This is a genomic window from Psychrobacillus psychrotolerans, from assembly GCF_900115805.1.
Classification (GTDB): domain Bacteria; phylum Bacillota; class Bacilli; order Bacillales_A; family Planococcaceae; genus Psychrobacillus; species Psychrobacillus psychrotolerans.
The window spans coordinates 111,869-130,398 of the sequence record NZ_FOXU01000008.1; the positions used below are offsets into that span (position 1 = coordinate 111,869).

General features: G+C 36.8%; 16 protein-coding genes, 2 pseudogenes, 1 riboswitch and 1 other annotated feature. Of the genes and pseudogenes, 15 read left to right on the forward strand and 3 right to left on the reverse strand.

All coding sequences use genetic code 11. The features are described from left to right. Window positions 1-7: 7 nt before the first annotated feature. The 9 genes and pseudogenes from BM260_RS18935 to BM260_RS18690 all read left to right on the forward strand — a co-directional run. A pseudogene (locus BM260_RS18935) lies at window positions 8-346 on the forward strand (PAS domain S-box protein); the annotation flags it as partial. A gap of 72 nt (window positions 347-418) precedes the next feature. After that, window positions 419-883 (forward strand): annotated as a pseudogene (locus BM260_RS18940) (methyl-accepting chemotaxis protein); the annotation flags it as partial. 65 nt (window positions 884-948) lie between these two features. Further along, window positions 949-1,239, forward strand: coding sequence for a hypothetical protein (locus tag BM260_RS14840; protein ID WP_093538125.1), 291 nt, complete (start codon window positions 949-951; stop codon window positions 1,237-1,239). Window positions 1,240-1,353: 114 nt separating this feature from the next. Next, window positions 1,354-1,455, forward strand: a riboswitch (purine riboswitch). Window positions 1,456-1,603: 148 nt separating this feature from the next. Further along, window positions 1,604-2,191 (forward strand): xanthine phosphoribosyltransferase, encoded by a 588-nt coding sequence (locus tag BM260_RS14845; protein WP_093538126.1) that lies wholly within the window; start codon window positions 1,604-1,606, stop codon window positions 2,189-2,191. Then, a complete protein-coding gene (locus BM260_RS14850; protein ID WP_093538127.1) occupies window positions 2,188-3,462 on the forward strand; it encodes a nucleobase:cation symporter-2 family protein in 1,275 nt (424 codons plus the stop codon). Before BM260_RS14845 ends, BM260_RS14850 begins: the two co-directional genes overlap by 4 nt. A 101-nt stretch (window positions 3,463-3,563) precedes the next feature. Further along, the gene (locus BM260_RS14855) at window positions 3,564-4,004 is read left to right on the forward strand and encodes a cell wall hydrolase (protein WP_093538128.1); all 441 of its coding nucleotides are present in this window, start codon (window positions 3,564-3,566) and stop codon (window positions 4,002-4,004) included. A 191-nt stretch (window positions 4,005-4,195) separates the two neighbouring features. Beyond that, window positions 4,196-5,482: a globin-coupled sensor protein gene (locus tag BM260_RS14860; RefSeq protein WP_175496312.1), complete on the forward strand. Its 1,287-nt coding sequence runs from the start codon at window positions 4,196-4,198 to the stop codon at window positions 5,480-5,482. A gap of 200 nt (window positions 5,483-5,682) precedes the next feature. Next, window positions 5,683-6,957 (forward strand): MDR family MFS transporter, encoded by a 1,275-nt coding sequence (locus tag BM260_RS14865; RefSeq protein WP_093538130.1) that lies wholly within the window; start codon window positions 5,683-5,685, stop codon window positions 6,955-6,957. A 400-nt stretch (window positions 6,958-7,357) separates the two neighbouring features. Then, window positions 7,358-8,335 carry a GNAT family N-acetyltransferase gene (locus tag BM260_RS18690; protein ID WP_245762743.1) on the forward strand — a complete coding sequence of 326 codons (978 nt, stop codon included), beginning with the start codon at window positions 7,358-7,360 and terminating at the stop codon, window positions 8,333-8,335. 177 nt (window positions 8,336-8,512) lie between these two features. On the opposite strand, the gene BM260_RS14880 is transcribed toward BM260_RS18690, so the two are convergent. Continuing rightward, window positions 8,513-9,877, reverse strand: coding sequence for an aspartate kinase (locus tag BM260_RS14880; RefSeq protein WP_093538131.1), 1,365 nt, complete (start codon window positions 9,875-9,877; stop codon window positions 8,513-8,515). 376 nt (window positions 9,878-10,253) lie between these two features. Continuing rightward, window positions 10,254-10,486: a binding site (T-box leader), on the forward strand. Between the two features lie 115 nt (window positions 10,487-10,601). Between BM260_RS14880 and serA the strand changes: the two genes are divergently transcribed. Next, window positions 10,602-12,188 carry a phosphoglycerate dehydrogenase gene (serA, locus tag BM260_RS14885; protein ID WP_093538132.1) on the forward strand — a complete coding sequence of 529 codons (1,587 nt, stop codon included), beginning with the start codon at window positions 10,602-10,604 and terminating at the stop codon, window positions 12,186-12,188. A gap of 802 nt (window positions 12,189-12,990) precedes the next feature. Here the strand turns inward: serA and BM260_RS14890 are convergent. After that, the gene (locus BM260_RS14890; RefSeq protein WP_093538133.1) at window positions 12,991-13,770 is read right to left on the reverse strand and encodes an HAD family hydrolase; all 780 of its coding nucleotides are present in this window, start codon (window positions 13,768-13,770) and stop codon (window positions 12,991-12,993) included. Between the two features lie 60 nt (window positions 13,771-13,830). Next, window positions 13,831-14,379, reverse strand: coding sequence for a DUF3298 and DUF4163 domain-containing protein (locus BM260_RS14895; RefSeq protein ID WP_245762744.1), 549 nt, complete (start codon window positions 14,377-14,379; stop codon window positions 13,831-13,833). A gap of 117 nt (window positions 14,380-14,496) precedes the next feature. On the opposite strand from BM260_RS14895, the gene BM260_RS14900 reads away from it, so the two are divergent. The 5 genes from BM260_RS14900 to BM260_RS14920 all read left to right on the forward strand — a co-directional run bounded on the left by BM260_RS14900 (window position 14,497) and on the right by BM260_RS14920 (window position 18,520). After that, window positions 14,497-15,231, forward strand: a complete 735-nt coding sequence (locus tag BM260_RS14900) for an AAA family ATPase (RefSeq protein ID WP_093538135.1) — start codon at window positions 14,497-14,499, stop codon at window positions 15,229-15,231. Next, window positions 15,232-15,813, forward strand: a complete 582-nt coding sequence (locus BM260_RS14905) for a VanZ family protein (protein WP_093538136.1) — start codon at window positions 15,232-15,234, stop codon at window positions 15,811-15,813. Window positions 15,814-15,865: 52 nt separating this feature from the next. Continuing rightward, entirely contained in the window at window positions 15,866-16,024 is a 159-nt protein-coding gene (locus BM260_RS14910) for a Fur-regulated basic protein FbpA (RefSeq protein WP_139219931.1), read from the forward strand. Between the two features lie 112 nt (window positions 16,025-16,136). Beyond that, on the forward strand, window positions 16,137-17,288 hold the full coding sequence (locus tag BM260_RS14915) for a DEAD/DEAH box helicase (RefSeq protein WP_093538137.1): 1,152 nt from the start codon (window positions 16,137-16,139) through the stop codon (window positions 17,286-17,288). A gap of 2 nt (window positions 17,289-17,290) precedes the next feature. Further along, window positions 17,291-18,520, forward strand: a complete 1,230-nt coding sequence (locus tag BM260_RS14920; RefSeq protein ID WP_093538138.1) for an aminopeptidase — start codon at window positions 17,291-17,293, stop codon at window positions 18,518-18,520. Window positions 18,521-18,530: the final 10 nt, after the last annotated feature.

The window sequence follows — 18,530 nt, forward strand, 5'->3', positions numbered from 1 at the left end:
AAATGATATGACCGTGGTAGAGGCTTTAGAAAAGAATTTAGCTATTATCCGATTTGATTTAGACCGTCGTGTTGCGTATGTAAATGAAAATTTTGCAAAAGAGATTGGCTACTCCGTTAGCGAACTAATGGGAAAACAGCATAAAGAGCTATGTTTTCCCACATTTACAAAAAGTCCAGAATACGAAAAACTATGGAAAGATTTGATGTCTGGAAATACGCTTCAGGATAAAGTAGAGCGTAAAAGTAAACTGGGTAATAGTGTTATGCTAGAAGCTACTTATATGCCAATAATCGGATCTACTGGAAAGGTTTTAGGGGTAACTAAAGTTGCAACGAATGTAACAAAACGCCATGAAATATTGTTAAGCGTGACAGAAGAACTGAAAGAAATGTCCATGGAATTGAGTACGCGTGCAGAAGTTGGCACTAATAGAAGTGAGGAACTGCTGCAGCGAATAGATGAAATTGCAACTGGCTCCAAAGAAAATACTGCTTCTTTGCAGAGCCTCCAAGGACAAGCAGATTCGATTCGAGGAATTGTACAAACCATTCGAGAGATAGCTGCTCAAACGAATTTACTTGCATTAAACGCTGCAATAGAAGCAGCGAGGGCAGGAGAGCACGGACGTGGGTTTAATGTAGTGGCCCAGGAAGTGCGTAAATTAGCTGGAAGAGTGGAGAATTCTATCGTAGAAGTACGTGAAAATATTGAAGGAATTGCGAAGCAAGTGGAAAAAGTAACGACTAGTAATAGTAATTCCCAGACAAGTATCGAAAAAAGTCAGAAAGAAATACGTTCTGCTTTGGAAGAGTTCAAGGATATTTCATCAGCAGCAATCAAATTAGAAAGCCAAGCAGCAGAATTTGTGAAGCTGATTTAAAGTTGTAAAATGTATATTCTTACCTCAATCATGCTAAAATAGGTGAGGTATAGGAGGTGCAACAGATGAGTAAATATCTTATAAGCTATATTGAGATTGAACGGCAAATAGATTTTTATTATCAAATGAAGCAGATTGAAAAGAAGTTCGAACTTCAGTTAACAGTAGATGGGTTCATATCTGATCGTCATCAGTTTATGTTACAACATGTATACGATGTATCTCATAAACCATTCTCGTTTGGAGGCGGCCTATTATACCTTCATACAAACCAAGGCGTTTTTCCTTTCCAAATTCAAGAAAATCCATCAACATTTATACAAGGTTTTAAGTCATTGAAAACTGAACACTCCTGAACATCTACGATTTCATAAAACGTGGGTGTTTTTTTGATATCTCGACTGAATTTTATGAATCATTGAACATTTTGAAGAGCAATTGAAAACGGGGATAAGCATGCTATAATGAGAAATATTCAAATAATAAGAACTCGTATAATAGCAGGGATATGGCCTGCAAGTTTCTACCAGCTTACCGTAAACAAGCTGACTATGGGTGGCGATGAAGTACTTAGTTTATGGCATTTTTGTCATAGTCTATTTTATTTCTATTCGACTTTTTTAGCTCGAATGACATTGCTCCACTCCATAATTGAGTGGTTGCAATATCATTCGGGCTTTTTGTTTGTCCAAATTAAAAATAGAGAGGGAATGTTTGATTATGAAATTATTACAAGAGGAAATTATTAAAAATGGTAAAGTATTATCAGAAAATGTATTAAAAGTGGATACTTTTTTAAATCATCAAATAGATCCTGTGCTAATGCAAGCAATAGGAAATGAATTTGCTGCACGTTATAAAGATGCTGGAATTACTAAAATACTAACGATTGAATCTTCTGGTATTGCTCCTTCTATGTTTGCTGGACTTACACTAGGTGTGCCTGTAGTATTCGCGAGAAAACGTAAATCACTTACTCTATCAGACAACTTATTTACTTCTAAGGTGCACTCATTTACTAAAGGGGAAACAAATGATATTTCTGTTTCAAAAGATTTTATAAGCAAGGAAGACACGGTATTGATCATTGATGACTTCTTAGCGAATGGACAAGCAGCATTAGGGCTTTTAGAAATTTTAGATCAAGCAGAAGCAAATACTGCAGGTGTTGGGATAGTAATAGAAAAAGGCTTTCAGCCAGGAGGAAAGCTAATTCGTGACAAAGGTATCCGAGTAGATTCACTAGCGAATATTAAATCATTGGCAAATGGTAAAGTTGAGTTTTTTGAGGAGGAAACTGTAAGATGAATAGCGCCTTAAAAAATACTGCGCTCGGAATTCAGCATGTCCTTGCAATGTACGCAGGAGCGGTAATTGTACCCTTAATAGTTGGAGGAGCAATAGGTCTTACAACAGAACAGCTTACATATTTAGTAGCAATTGATATATTAATGTGTGGTGTGGCAACCATCTTACAGGTTATGAGTAATCGCTTTTTTGGAATCGGACTTCCTGTAGTCTTAGGATGTACGTTTACAGCAGTTGGACCAATGATTGCTATAGGTGGGGATTATGGGGTTTCCGCTATTTATGGAGCAATTATTGTTTCTGGGGTAGTCGTTATATTAATAAGTGGCTTTTTTGGGAAGCTTGTAAAGTTTTTCCCACCAGTTGTAACAGGCTCTGTAGTAACGATTATTGGGATTACGTTAATACCCGTTGCGATTAATAATATGGGCGGTGGTCAAGGAGCAGCTGATTTTGGTTCCTTGCCGAATATTCTATTAGCCTTTGGAACTCTACTATTTATCGTATTGTTATACCGATTCTCTTCAGGCTTTATAAAAGCTATCTCTATATTAATAGGTATTGTAAGCGGAACGATTGCAGCGGCATTTATGGGAAAAGTAGACTTTTCTCCAGTGCGAGATTCAGATTTTTTCCATATGATTCAACCTTTTTACTTTGGTACACCTACTTTTGAAATCTCTCCTATTATTACAATGACGTTAGTAGCCATCGTATCGTTAGTTGAATCGACAGGTGTGTACTTTGCTTTAGGGGATATGCTTGGTAAAAAGATAGAAAAAGAGGATTTAACTAAAGGTTATCGTGCGGAAGGGATCGCTGTAGTATTAGGTGGTATTTTCAACTCATTCCCTTATACTACGTTTTCTCAAAACGTTGGGCTAATGCAAATCTCTGGGGTGAAAACGAAAACGGTTATTTATATAACTGGGGTAATGCTAATTGTACTTGGTTTCATCCCAAAGATTGCTGCTCTAACAACAATCATTCCCGCGTCTGTGTTAGGTGGAGCGATGATTGCTATGTTCGGGATGATTGTGGCACAAGGGATTAAAATGTTAAGTAAAGTCGTATCTGATACAGAAGATAATTCAATGATTATTGCATGTTCTATTGGTATAGGACTTGGAGTAACAGTCGTTCCTGAATTATTTGCGGAATTACCAACGAGCATGAAAATCTTGACGAGTAATGGGATTGTGGCAGGAAGTATAACTGCTATCGTTTTAAATATCGTATTCAACATGATTCCAAGAAGAAAAAAATCATAATAATTTAATTACTGCGAAGGAGATATTCCTTCGTAGTTTTTTATTTTGGGATACATAAACACAAAAGAAGTGTTTCTCATACTATAATGTGAGGTGAGAAAATGCCAAGAATAAAGTATCGAGATGCGGACGTTGACTTAGTGGCAAGGATGATGAGAGCAGAAGGCGAAGGCGAAGGAAACCAAGGTATGTTATATATTGGGAATGTAATTGTTAATCGTGCTGTTGCAGATTGTTTAGATTTTAGAGATGTAAGAACAATTGAAGACGTCATTTATCAGGTGCAGGGAGGAAATTATTCTTTTGAAGCTGTTCAAAAAGGTAATTTATTTTATTCGCCTGCGAGAGAAAATGAAAGAAAATTAGCAAGACGAGTTTTGGAAAATTGGAGAGACCACCCAGCGAAATTTGCGCTTTGGTATTTCAATCCATATGGCGAATGCCCTCCAACATGGTATGATCAACCTTTTACTGGTCAATTTAAACAACATTGTTTCTATGAACCAATAGCCGGAACATGTGAAAGTGTTTATAGGGGATAGGTAACAGTAATTAGCATTTAACCACTCTAATGAGCCTTACTACATAGTGTTATGTAGTAAGGCTCTAGTTTTTTTGGCTTTATGCTTGTAAAGAAATTGTTAAATATTCAAAAGCGTGATAAAAGTCACTGTGCACCAAATACCTATTTGGTAGCATGGATATTAATGCTAAACACTTTGGAGGTAATAGAATGTTTAGAAAAAAACGAATTAGTTCACCTATCAATCTGTTAAATAGACCTGATGTTCACTTCGATATTAAGGATAAACTTAGACTGATTCAGTTGCAGTTGATTGATTTCACTGAAAAGGATCTTGCAAACCTTAAACAAATGGAATCATATTTTGCGCCCCACATTCCAGAAGCAGTGAAGAACTTCTATGACTCCCTAATGGCAAATGAAGAATTAATCGATATTATAAATAAACATAGTTCACGAAATCGTTTAGAACAAACATTAATAATACACATTGGGGATTGGTTTGCTGGAGTTTTGAACGAAGGGTACATAGAAAAACGAAAGAAAATTGCTAAAATGCATGTACATATTCAGCTGAAAACGAAATGTTATTTAGGAGCATGTTATCAGCTCCAAAACAGTTTAGTGGAAAAAATACAATTAGCTCAATTGCCAATTGAAAAACAAATCGAATTTGTAGCATCTTTAAACAAAATAATTAACTATGAGCAACAATTAGTTGTAGAAGCTTACGATAAGTATGCCGAAGAGCAAGCAAGGGAAAAAGAAGATCGTATAAAAAGAGCCATAAAAGAAACATTGGGAAGTATCGTTACTAACCTAGAATATCAATCTACTGAAACCACCACCTCTGTAGAGGAGCTAATTGGAACTACAAAAGATGTGGAGATAGAAGTAGCGAAGGGAGTAGAAATCTCACAGAGGACGATTGAAAAGGCCGAAAATGGGAAGCGAATTATACAAACCTTAACGGGTCATTCACAGGAAATTTACGACAAAACGAAGTCGATGTCAGGCTTAATCATCAAATTAAACCAATCTTCTCAAGAAATTTTGAATGTAGTAAAGATAGTCAAAGATATAGCGACTAAAACAAATTTGCTCGCATTGAATTCAGCGATAGAAGCAGCAAGAGCTGGAGAGTATGGCAAAGGTTTTGCAGTAGTGGCAGAGGAAGTGCGTAACCTTGCAGAACAAACAAAAAGTTCAGTAGAACAAATAGACTCGCTAGTTGGCGACTCGAATATTGCGCAACAGGAAGTAGTAAAATCTATTGTAGATGTACAACGATTAGCAACTATTGGTTTGAATGAAAGTGACCAAACATCCACTTCTTTAGCGAGTATTTCCTCTATGATCCGTGAAGCAGCGGTTGAGTCAGAGAACGTCGGCAAAGATATTAAAGACTTAACTGTTGCAGTTGAATCGATTGGTGCAGCATCCATTCAAATACTAGAGTCGACTAAACTTTTAGATGAGACCATTCAAAAAATCTAGCTTATGGATGAGAATCGGTTGAATGTCATAAAGAATCGGTTGAATAGTACGAAACCTTCTCTATGTTCAGGGGATATAGATTTATGGGGAATCTTAGTTTTCTCACAGATCTCATTCATTAGCTATAAAATTGTCTATTTCGAAAATCGAAATAATGTGGTAGGATAGTTTAATTAATCAATGAGTTGTGGGGATATAGAATGAGAATAAGAGATTGGGATCGTAGTTTACAGGTCCGTTTGTTTGGGGAGTTTTTTAGTAATTTAAGCTTTTGGATGGTATTTCCCTTTTTAGCTATTTATTTTGCTGATGAATTTGGCACGAGTATGGCAGGGGTTTTACTAGTTGCATCGCAAGTTTTTTCAGTAGGGGCTAATTTGGTAGGGGGCTATTGTGCGGATAGATTTGGTCGCCGGACAATGCTGTTTTTCTCAGCAATAGCAGAAGGGGTGGCATTCATATTATTTGCGTTTGCGAACTCCCCCTGGTTAGATTCACCGATGCTAAGCTTTGTAGCCTTTACGATTGCGGGGATGGCAGGGTCGTTATATCATCCTGCAAGTCAAGCAATTGTCGCGGATGTTGTGCCGGAAAAAGACCGAAGCACTGTATTTTCGGTGTTCTATACGTCTATAAATATTTCGGTAGTAATTGGTCCAATAGTTGGGGCGGTATTATTCTTTAATCACCGTTTTATACTTTTATTAGTTTCGGGAATTATTTTCTGTATCGTTGGTTTGGCAATTAGATTTTTAACGGAAGAAACTTTGCCCGACGATATGAAGGCTAAGATGGCGAGCGGGTCGAATAATTGGACTCAGGTGATTGTCACTCAGGTTAAAACTTACGGATTAATCGTAAAGGATAAGGTTTTCTTCTTATTCGTTATAGCAGGTATTTTACTAGGACAAACCTATATGCAATTGGATATGCTGATACCAGTTTATATGAAAGAGGTTATCGACAAGCAAGTGCTTGGTACTCTTTTTAATAGGGAATGGTCTGTAACAGGAGAAGGCTCGTTTGGTATTCTTCTTTCCGAAAACGGATTATTAGTAGTACTGTTTACGGTAATTGTTACAAGGTGGATGACAAAATATCCGGAGAAGTGGGTGTTTTTTCTATCTTCGTTTTTATACGCAGTGGCAATGATTATATTCCCGATGACAGCGAACTTCTGGGTTTTCTTAATAGCGATGGCAATCTTTACTTTAGGAGAATTAGCAACAGTTGGATTACAGGAAAGCTTTGTGTCCAAATTAGCTCCTGACGATATGAGGGGACAATATTTTGCGGCGGCAAGTCTCCGCTATACTATTGGTAGAACAATTGCACCCTTAGTATTTCCGCTAGTAGCTTGGATTGGGTTTACGTGGACATTCGCGATACTTGCAGCTTTAGCTTTACTGAGTGGATTCATCTATTTGCTGATGTTCAAAGAATACAACAAACGAAAAAAAGAAATAGCTGGATAAATTGGACAAGGGGCGCTCTCATAATGAGAACACCCCTTGATTTTGTATAGGTATAACATAACTTTTGAATTTTAAAATTTTCATCCCGAAAAGCTCGGGGAATAATTTCCATGAAAGAAACCTTTCAATGCCGCGGTAAATTGTTCCACTGGTTGCCTTCTAACCTAAGCAACGTAAACCCTACCTTCTTTTACGTCCTTGCGACCCTATAGCCGCTCCAGTGTGAATAAGTATTATCAAAAACACATATAGCAGAATGCCAATATCGAAAAACTATGTCGTACCAAATGTTAACTAAGGTATTATCTCACACATGAAAATAATTGTCAAACATGATTAAAACTAAGATGCTTGAATGATATACTATTTGTAACGAATAAGGTGTAAAGAGGGTGTAGAAATGGAACGTTGGGATATTATGAATGAGTTCAGAGAGAGTACGGGAAAGATATGGATAAGAGGAAATGAGATGATGGAGGGTGACTTTCATCAAGTAGTTCATGTATGGATCATGAATGAAAAAGGTCAATTTCTTATTCAACAGCGTCAGCCGTGGAAAAAAGGGTGGCCAAGTATGTGGGATTGTGCTGCAGCAGGGGCTGTTCTTGTAGGAGAAACTAGTGAAATGGGTGCTATTCGTGAAACGAAAGAAGAATTAGGCATTGAGTTGCAAATGGAACACGCAGAGCAGATATTCACTGTAAAGTTTTCTCGTGGTTTTGATGACCATTGGCTAGTCAAACAAGAAATAGAGGCGGATCTATTAAATTTACAATACGAAGAGGTAGCGGATGCTAAATGGGCATCAATCGATGAAATATATGGACTGGTTAAAAGTGGAGATTTTATCCCCTATCATCTTTTAGAAGCGCTTTTTGAAATAAGTAAGTCCTCTATTTCTCTAAGAAAAGCTAGTTTATCAGACGCTTCTGAACTATTTACAATACAAAAAAAAGTGTTTCAACCTATCTATGAAAAATACCAAGACCATGATACTAGTCCTGTTTTTCAGACGTTTGAAAGGTTTAAAGAACGGTTACAGACAGGGGACTATTTTAAAATCTTAAAAGATGAATTGTTGGTAGGGAGTGTTCATGTATATCCGAAGTCACCAGGGGTGATGAGATTACACATGATTAATATTCTCGAGGAATTTCAAGGGAAAGGTATTGCCCAAGAAGTCATGAGCCGTATTGAGGGCATGTATCCACATGCGATAAAGTGGGAGCTAGATACAATTAAGCAAGAACAAAGAAATTGTTACTTATATGAGAAAATGGGCTATGTGAAGACTGGTGATGAATGGAAGGTAAATGAGCAGATGACCCTCATTCACTATATGAAAACGAATGGTTTAAACCAGTTAATATCATTTTAATAAGTGTATTAAGTTATATATACCGGTAAAAAGGGATGCTAGTTAATTGTGGTGGATATCACAATTAACTAGCATCCCTAAAAATTTACTCAGTAACTATATAGCAAAACGTCTATTCAAAGTCCTTCGAAGAGGTTTTAATCTAAAAGGACCCATGTCATTTTTATCCGTTTTTCATTAACCAACTGTTACTGCTGAGAAAAATTCATTGTATAATGCACGCAGAATTTTGTTCTCACTACTTTCTTGAACACCAAATGACAGACTGACCTCAGAAGATCCTTGGTTAATCATTTCAATATTTGCTCCAGTATTTGCAATAGCGGATGCAGCACGTGCTGCCAGTCCTGTACTATTGTTCATACCTTCTCCTACAATTACAATCATGGAAAAATGATGGCGGAAGTGGACATCATCTGCTTTAAGTTCGTTCAATACTCGACTCATAATACGTGCTTCTTTCTCTGGGTCCAGTTGATGACTACGTACAATAACAGAAATATCGTCTAATCCAGATGGTGTGTGTTCATAAGAAATATGCTCTTCTTCTAAAATTTGAAGCAGCTTACGACCAAATCCAATTTCTCGGTTCATTAAATACTTACTTACATATAAAATAGAAAAACCGTTATCAGCGGAAATTCCAGTTACTGGGCGCTTGTTGTTTTTACGTTTAGCTACTATTTTCGTTCCAGGAGCTGATGGGTTATTTGTATTTTTAATACATACTGGAATGCCACTTTTAAATACAGGCATTAATGCTTCATCATGAAAAACAGAGAAGCCAGCGTAGGAAAGCTCTCGCATTTCACGGTATGTGATTTCTTCAATTTCAGCAGGATGGTTCACTACTTTAGGATTAGCGCAAAACACAGAATCGACATCCGTAAAGTTTTCGTATAAATCGGCTTTCACTGCTGCTGCAAGGATAGAACCGGTGATATCAGATCCACCACGATCGAATGTGCGCAGAGTGCCATTAGGTGTAAACCCAAAAAAACCGGGGAATACAACAACGCCAGAAAGGTGCTTTAGTGCATATAGATTGTCATATGCCTGTGGTAACGCTTGTGCTCGTTCAGGTAGATCATTTACAAGCAACCCTGCAGTCCTCGGGTTAACATATTGAGAATCGAGACCAATGCTAGTGAAATAAGCGGAAATTAGTTTTGCATTATTATCTTCTCCACTTGCTTTAATATTGTCTACAAATAATTCAAGAATACTTTGGTCTTTGTTAATACGTGAACGAAGGTCCTCTTCAATAACGTTACAAATTGTATCATCTAGTTCTAGGCCTTGTGCGATTTCTTTATAGCGATCCAAGACTTTGAATAGTTTTTCTTCTACTTCTTCTTTATGTATAGCAGCGATTGCCAATTCAATTAGTAAGTCCGTTACTTTTTTATCGGTATCGTAGCGTTTACCTGGTGCAGATACAACAATGAATTTTCGAGATGGATCTGCTTTAACTATTGCAGCTACTTTTTTAATTTGGATTGCACTTGCAACAGATGTTCCACCAAATTTACTTACTTTCATCTAATCAAATCCTTATAATTTAATGTTATTGTACTCACAGGAAAAACAAATGGTTTTATACAGTGTACAAATTAAACTCTTTAAGGTCAATAACTTTATAGCTATTTTTAAAATATATTTTTATATATACGAACTTTAATTGATTTAGAATAAATAAAGTTCGCCTTTACATTTAAATTTCATATATTAATTATATTTTTAATGCTTATATCATTAGAAAACGAATTAAAAATATTTCAAATATTTTTTTGGATTGTTAAACGGCATTATATCAATGTTTTTTTGAAACAAATAAAAATGATAGCGTTTTCAAGTATTTTGACTATATTGACAATTATTCTACTGGTGAGTATGATGAATTTAATTCAATAAAGCGTAAACAATTTTGACGGAGATAGACTTTACAATTTGAGATCTTCAGAGAGCTGATGGTTGGTGTAAATCAGTGATTTTGTTTGTAGAGTAGCACTCTAGAATTGGTGGACTGAAAACAGAGGATTTAGGTTCATCCGTGAAATGCGCGTTAAGCATACTAATTGAGAATCTGCGAGATGATTGCAGTAAAATTTGGGTGGTACCGCGTGAGTGTATAAGCTCTTCGCCCCTTACATGTTTGTAGGGAGTGGAGGGCTTTTTTATGTTTTTAAAATAAGGAGGAGTACTGGTATTTCATTTGATGCTAAATAATCGTACAAAAATATAGTAATAAAAGGAGAAGATTCATATGACATTTAATATTCTAATCAGTGATCCACTAAGCGAAGATGGTATTTTCCCGTTAAGAAATGCAGAAGGATTTAATATCGTTGTTGATACTTCATTAACTCCAGAACAACTTGGCGAAAAAATTGGTGGGTTTGATGCATTGTTAGTTCGTAGCCAAACACAGGTTACTCGAGAAATTATTGAAAAAGGAACTAATTTGAAAATTATTGGTCGTGCAGGAGTTGGGGTGGATAACATCGACTTAACTGCTGCAACAGAACGTGGGATCATCGTTGTTAATGCTCCTGATGGAAATACGAACTCAGCAGCAGAACATTCTATTGCTATGCTTATGTCGCTTGCGCGCAATATCCCACAAGCCTTCCATTCCTTGAAAAATAAAAAATGGGATCGCAAAACTTTTATCGGCGTAGAAGTGAAGAACAAAACATTAGGTGTTCTAGGCTTCGGAAGAATTGGGCAGGAGGTTGCTTTCCGTGCAAAAGGGCAACGTATGAATGTCATTGCCTATGACCCATTTTTAACAGCTGAAAAAGCGGAGAAACTAGGAGTTCAGTTTGGTACAGTAGAAGAGGTGATCAAAGCGGCAGACTTTATAACAGTACATACGCCTCTATTGAAAGAAACTCGTCACTTAATAAATAAAGAAGCTTTTGAAAAAATGAAAGACGGGGTTCAAATTATTAACTGTGCTCGAGGTGGAATTATCGACGAAGATGCATTATATGATGCTATCATGTCAGGTAAAGTTGCAGGTGCGGCACTGGATGTATTTGAGGAAGAACCTTTTGTGGAGCATAAATTATTAACACTTCCACAGGTTATTGCAACACCCCATTTAGGTGCTAGTACGATAGAAGCACAAGAGATTGTAGCAATTGATGTGTCTTATGACGTTGTGAGCTTCTTACAAAATGGGACAGTGAAGAATCCTGTTAACCTTTCTTCTGTACCAAAGGATGTCCTAGCTAAAATTGAGCCATTCTTTAATCTAGCGGAGCAATTAGGTTCATTCCTAAGCGATCTTGCGGATGGAGTACCTGAGGAGGTCAATATTACTTATTCTGGGGAATTGGCAAATCTAGACACTCGTCCATTATCACGTAATGCTATAAAAGGTCTACTGAAAAGCAAATTAGGGGAATCAGTAAATGATGTAAATGCGAAATTCCTTGCAGACCGTTTGGGCATTACAGTAAACGAATTAAAAACTTCCAAGTCCAAAGGTTTTACAAGTTTAATAACGGTTGAAATGAAAACAGCGACTGGAACAAGAAAAGTAGCAGGCACATTATTAAATGGTCTAGGTGGCCGTATCGTACGTGTAGATGACTTTATCGTAGATGTAGTTCCATCTGGTTACTTATTATTCATCCGTCATAAAGACCAACCGGGTGCTATTGGTCGCGTAGGAACACTGCTTGCTTCGGAAGGTATCAATATCGCAGCGATGCAAGTGGGTCGTTCTGAAGTAGGTGGAGATGCGATTATGATGATTTCAATTGATAAGCATGTGGAAGAGTCAGGTGTTGAGCAGCTTAAGGCATTAGAAGATATCTTTGATGCAACACCGATTGATCTATAAAATAAAAAGGTGGATTCACGACAATTATATGTCGAGGATCCACCTTTTTTTAATAGAAGAAGAGTATAAAATTTAGTGCAGATAGTTCATCTATCTAGTTATTATGAAGAATAAGATCTATACAATGATACTACTGATTTCCGTTTTCAGGTGGAGAACAAAGGCTAAGTGCGCCACGTCCTGTGGCAAAGCCTTTGTGACCAACCTCCTGTTGTCCTCCGCGGGCGAGGTCGAGCCTCCTCGTTCGCTACGCTCCTGTGGGGTCTCGACTTTCTCGCTTATCCCGCTGGAGTCGCCACCTTGCACTCCAATCAATATAGTGAGTAGTACTCCACTCTAAGATTGAGCATAGCTTCTCGCTTAGATGCTAATAGTAGTCAAAGTTAATATAGATATAAAATCGTCTGTTGAATTAGGGATATTATTCTGTAATAAAGGATGAAGAAAGTAGATTTTCTTTTAACTAGTGGAAATAAAGAGAAATAGTTAGGAGATTTTAAATAAAGAAGTGAAATAGCGAACGAAATTGCCTCTTCGTGAGCTTGCTTTATCAATAGGAAAGCATCGTTTCTCTAGTTATCCAAAAAAGCACTAGCCTGTTTCGAAAAGATTTAGAAGTGCGACGGACAGAGAAATGCCATAAGATTACCGGAAAAAGAAGTGGTGGTCGTGACGTTAGTCACGACCACCCTTCAAAAATTAGCTGGTTAAAGTATAGTAACAAGTCTGTCCAAAGCGCTTCGAAAGCGATAGAAACAGGTCTTAATCTTAAAGGACCGAGCGTTTTTTTTACCCGGTTTTCTTACGAGAGCAATGTTAAAAGCTCTCTCAAGTTTTCAATTGTATATGTAGGCCTTATTTCTTCAATTACCGGTTTTTCCTCGCGGTTAATCCACACAGATTGAATGCCAACCTTAGAAGAGCCCAATATATCGGTCATTAAGTTATCACCGACCATCAATACTTCTTCTGCCGATAATCCTACCATCTCTAAGGCATGTTCAAAAATGGATGGGTCAGGCTTTCCTTTACCGAAGGATCCAGAGATAAGGATATGATCAAAATATGGAGCAATCTCCGGTGTGATTTCTAATTTAGTGTTTTGAAGACTTGGTGATCCGTTTGTCATTAATAATAATGAATACTTCTCTTTTAGTTGGTCTAATACTTCATAGGTTTCTTCATATACAAAGGGGCTTTCTTTTCGCATCCGTGGGAAATACTCCGCCAGCTCTCTGCCTAATTCTTCATTATTAATCCCTAACTGCTCTAATCCCTTCGTCCAAGCTAAACGCTGATATTCGGGTATGATAGCTTTCATCTTTTGAAAGTCTTCAGAAGGATCGTCAAAAGTTCCCCATAGCCCTTCAAAAGGATTAATGCCGATCATTTTAGTGTAAGCACGTGTTTCATATGTATCGTACAATGTGCTTGCCTCTGAACGTACGGCTTGTTCTAGAGCAAATGGTTCCACATTAACCTGAGTGGCTGCATATACGCATGTTTTGTGAAACGCAGTGGACACACTTTTATTGTCCCATAGTAAAGTATCATCTAAGTCAAAGAAAATTGCTTTTTTCATTCCCATAAACCCCCAGTACGTATTTATATAATACTTTACCGTACTAAAGAGAGTGTGTCACTAGAATGGAATCATTTTTTCAAGAATACCACCTTCCCGAATAAGATTTTCTATATCTTTAATGGTAATTGGAAAATAGGGGAAGCCGTATACATACGGAGTCCATTCATACACTTGAAAATAAATGACAAGTGAATGGTCTGCTATATAAAAATCTTGATCACTTCGTATTTGTGTAAAATCCTCTAATAGAGGTACATCCCACTCGACAATTTTCTTTTCAATCATGTCAGAGAGGACTTTTACATAATTGCTGTCTGGCTTAAACAATTCGCTTAGTCCATACTGCTTCCCAGTCTTGACATCAAAGGTGAGTGATTTCGTAATTGTTAGACCATGGGCACCACCTGTAAACGAATAGACAGTTAAACTTAAGCTGAGAACGCCGCGTTCATTCGTTTTAATCTCATAGGTACCGACCATTTCAACTAAATGTTCACTGTAAAATCCTTGTTCGATTAAAAGCTTGTTTAGTTCATGAATAATATCTGCATTAATCTTTTTTTCAACGGCAGGATTGGGTAGATTAGTTACTATAGGATAATACACGTTAATTTTTGGCGAACTTTTCTTAATATATTTCGTTTCTATACGAATAGGTAGATCCAAGGCAAACAACCTTTCTTCAGAAGTAATAATTTATGATATGAGTGGGAGAGGAATCATATGTTTTTAAATAGAGTGACCCTTTTCAAAGAGCCGCAAATGGAAAGGCAGTATCCATTCACCATTCCTGCAATTAGTAACTTTAATGAATTAGAGTTAACTTCTCCTGTCACTTTCTTTGTGGGAGAGAACGGGACTGGGAAATCGACATTATTAGAAGGAATTGCAGATAAATGTGAGTTTAATACTGCTGGAGGAAGTCGAAATAACCTTTATGATGTAGATGCTGCAGAAAGTGCATTGGGGAAATATCTAAGACTTTCTTGGATGCCCAAAGTAACTAGTGGTTTCTTTTTACGAGCAGAATCCTATTATCAGTTTGCTTCACATCTGGATGAACTGGAAAGAGAAAATCCTGGCCTTGGTGTGTTAGACAGTTATGGTGGAAAATCCCTTCATGAGCAATCTCATGGTGAGTCATTTTTGTCGTTATTTAAAAATCGATTTAATGGTAGGGCTATTTATCTGTTAGACGAACCAGAGGCAGCATTATCACCGCAGAGACAATTGGCATTTTTACGTATCATGCATGATTTGATCAAAGAACAGAATTGCCAGTTTATCATTGCGACACACTCTCCAATATTATTAGGATATCCTGAAGCGACGATCCTAAGTTTTGATGAAGGACAAATTGAGGAAATCGATTATGAACTGACCGCGCATTATCAAATTACAAAGTATTTTTTAGATCATAGGGAAAAATTTTTAGAAGAGTTATTTGAAGGTGAGTAGATGTATGTAATCATAAATTATTTAGATGATATGCTATTTTTTATAGGGATTGCCTTTCCATTGATCGTCATTTGGCGACTATTTCGTTGGAAGAAGAGAGGATTTAAGCTTAAAGAGACTTTACATGAGATTGGAATATTAGTGTTTTTCTCAGTACTTGTTGGTCTTTTTTCTCAAACAATAATACCTAAAGTAGGGGACGTACCTGCCTATACTACTGGTGTAAATTTGGAGTTATTTCGTGTTGTGGAAGAAACCTACAAGTCAGTTGTATACCTAGGTTTTTGGCAACCATTTTATATAAACTTCCTTGGTAATATCATTCTATTTATGCCAATTGGATTTCTTCTACCTTTACTATTTAAAAGGATGGAACTTTTTATATTACCTGTATTTGTGGGATTATGTATCTCCTTATTTATTGAAATTATGCAGATTCCACAAAGTAGGAGTAGTGACGTGGATGATTTGTGGCTGAATACACTTGGGACATTTCTAGGCTATGTATGCTATTACTTTGTTCGTAAAGCTTTCCCATCATTTACGGGTGCTTTCAAAAGAATGAAAAGACAAGTTTATTAAACCTTAGAATGGGTAAAATACAATGGAATAAAATTTGCAAGGAGACATTAACATGATGATGATAAAAGAATCACAAACAGAACAAAAACGTGATGGAATTATTGAAGAATTTGTAAATAAAGGTGTATATAAAATTGATGGAAGACAATTATATGAGTTGAATTTTTATGAATTAATGAAGGAATATACAACTGAAGAGGAAAGTAAATAAGTGCCTTTTTAACAGGCACTTTTTTTTATCTAAATCTCTATAATCTATAAATAATAGTCGATATAAAAAATATGGTACACTTGACTTAAATACGGATAAGGTGGAAACAAATTTGACTTTTATAACTAACTTAAATGAAACATTACAAAACAAATGGCAGGATGCAAATTTTGCATCACCAATGCCTATACAATCTCAATTAATCCCACATATGCTGGATGGCTCTGATATTGTTGCAGAATCTCCAACAGGAACGGGAAAAACGCTTGCTTATGTACTTCCAATCTTGCAGATGGTTGACCCTACCAAAAAACATATTCAGGCAATGGTAATCATTCCTTCTCAAGAACTTGGAATGCAAATTGTAGAGGTTTTTCGTGAATGGGTGAAAGGTACAGACATTTCAGTTGCACAATTAATTGGTGGAGCAAATATTCACAGACAAATTGATGTACTTAAAAAGAAACCGACAATTGTCGTTGGAACCCCTGGTAGATTGCAAGAACTAGTAAAAACGAAAAAACTAAAAATGCATGAAATAAACATCGTTGTCCTAGATGAAGGAGACCAACTTCTGAGCAGAGAACATCGCACAACTGTAAAAAGTTTAGTTGATGCAACTGTCGAAAGCCAACTAATAGTAACTTCTGCAACAATCACAGAAGAAATAGAACTAGTTGCGGAACGTATGATGAAGAATCCTGTGCGTATTCAAGTAGCAGCAGAAGATATTCCTTCGCAAGGAGAAGTTATCCATAGTTTCGTGAAGACAGAACCTCGTGATAAAACTGAATTACTGCGTAGAATATCTTACTTGAAAGGTATGCGAGGCCTTGCATTTGTAAATAGTTTAGATCAGCTATTAATGAAGGATGCAAAACTTTCTTATAGAGATGCGCCGATTGTATCCCTACATTCTGAAATGAAAAAGGATGAACGGAAGAAAGCATTAGATGATTTTAAAAGCGGTAAAGTAAGTTTACTAATTGCTACAGATGTGGCAGCAAGAGGATTAGATATATCTGGACTTACTCATGTAATCCATGTAGATGTACCACATTCAGTGGAACAATACTTACATCGTTCAGGACGCACAGGTCGTGCGGGTGCTGATGGAGAGGTAATGACATTATTAACTTATTCCGATGAAAAGACTTTTAAAAAGTGGACAAAAGAGCTTCCTAAAAAGCCAATTCAAAAAGTATGGTATCGCGGAGAGTTAATCGAGGGGACATCTAAAACTATTAGTCAAAAGGGGAAATAAAGATGGATTTTCAACAAAAGCTTGAAGAGTATGCAGAATTAGTAGTGAAGGTTGGCCTGAATATACAGCCGAACCAACCACTTCTTATAAATACGACGACAGATACAATTGAATTTACACGATTAATAGTGAAAAAAGCTTATGAAGCTGGCGCAAAAAGAGTAGATGTCAACTATACAGATGAAGTAAATGCACGCGCATTTTATGATTTTGCTCCAGATGAAGCGTTCCATGAATTTCCTAAGTGGGCTGCTATGCAGCGCGACGAGTTAATCGAAAATAAAGGCGCATTATTATGGATTGACGCGGATAACCCAGATCTACTAGAAGGTGTTTCGATTGACCGTATTTCAAGCTTTCAAAAGGCAAGTGGGAAAGCGTTAGAAAATTATCGAAAAGCTGTGATGAATGATGTAATTACATGGTCCATCGTTGCAATGCCTTCAGAGAAATGGGCTGCCAAAGTTTTCCCTGATCTGAAGCCTGAAGAACAAATGCAAGCCCTTTGGGAGTTAATATTCCAAGTTGTGCGCATCGGCGAAGGCACAGCAGTTCAACAGTGGAAAGAACATATTGATAACCTGGAAAGTAGAGCGGCACTACTAAATAATAAGCATTTCAAAAAGCTGCACTATAAAGCAGAAGGAACAGATATTCAAGTGGAACTTCCAAAAGAACATATTTGGATGTCCGGAGCTAGTAAAAATGGTCAAAACACACCATTTATAGCAAATATGCCAACAGAAGAAGTATATACTGCACCACTTAAAACAGGTGTAAATGGCTATGTTAAAAATACAAAGCCATTTGTTTATCAAGGAAATGTAATAGATGATTTTACTTTGACTTTTGAAAATGGGAAGATTACTTCTATTAAAGCTGCAACTGGTGAGAAACTATTGCAAGAGTTAATTGGAACAGATGAGGGAGCAAAGTATTTAGGCGAGATTGCTTTAGTGCCACATGAATCACCTATTTCCGCTTCGAATGTATTATTCTTTAACACCTTATTTGATGAAAATGCCTCCAACCATTTTGCAATTGGAGAAGCATACCCTACCTGTGTGGAAGGTGCTCGTGGCTTAACTCATAGTGAATTAGAAGATATGGGTATTAACACCTCCATTGTGCATGAAGACTTTATGATTGGTAGTGGCGACATGGATATTATGGGAGAATTAGCAGATGGATCAATGGAGCCTATATTCAAAAAAGGAGCATGGGCTTTTTAAGGAGTGAGTA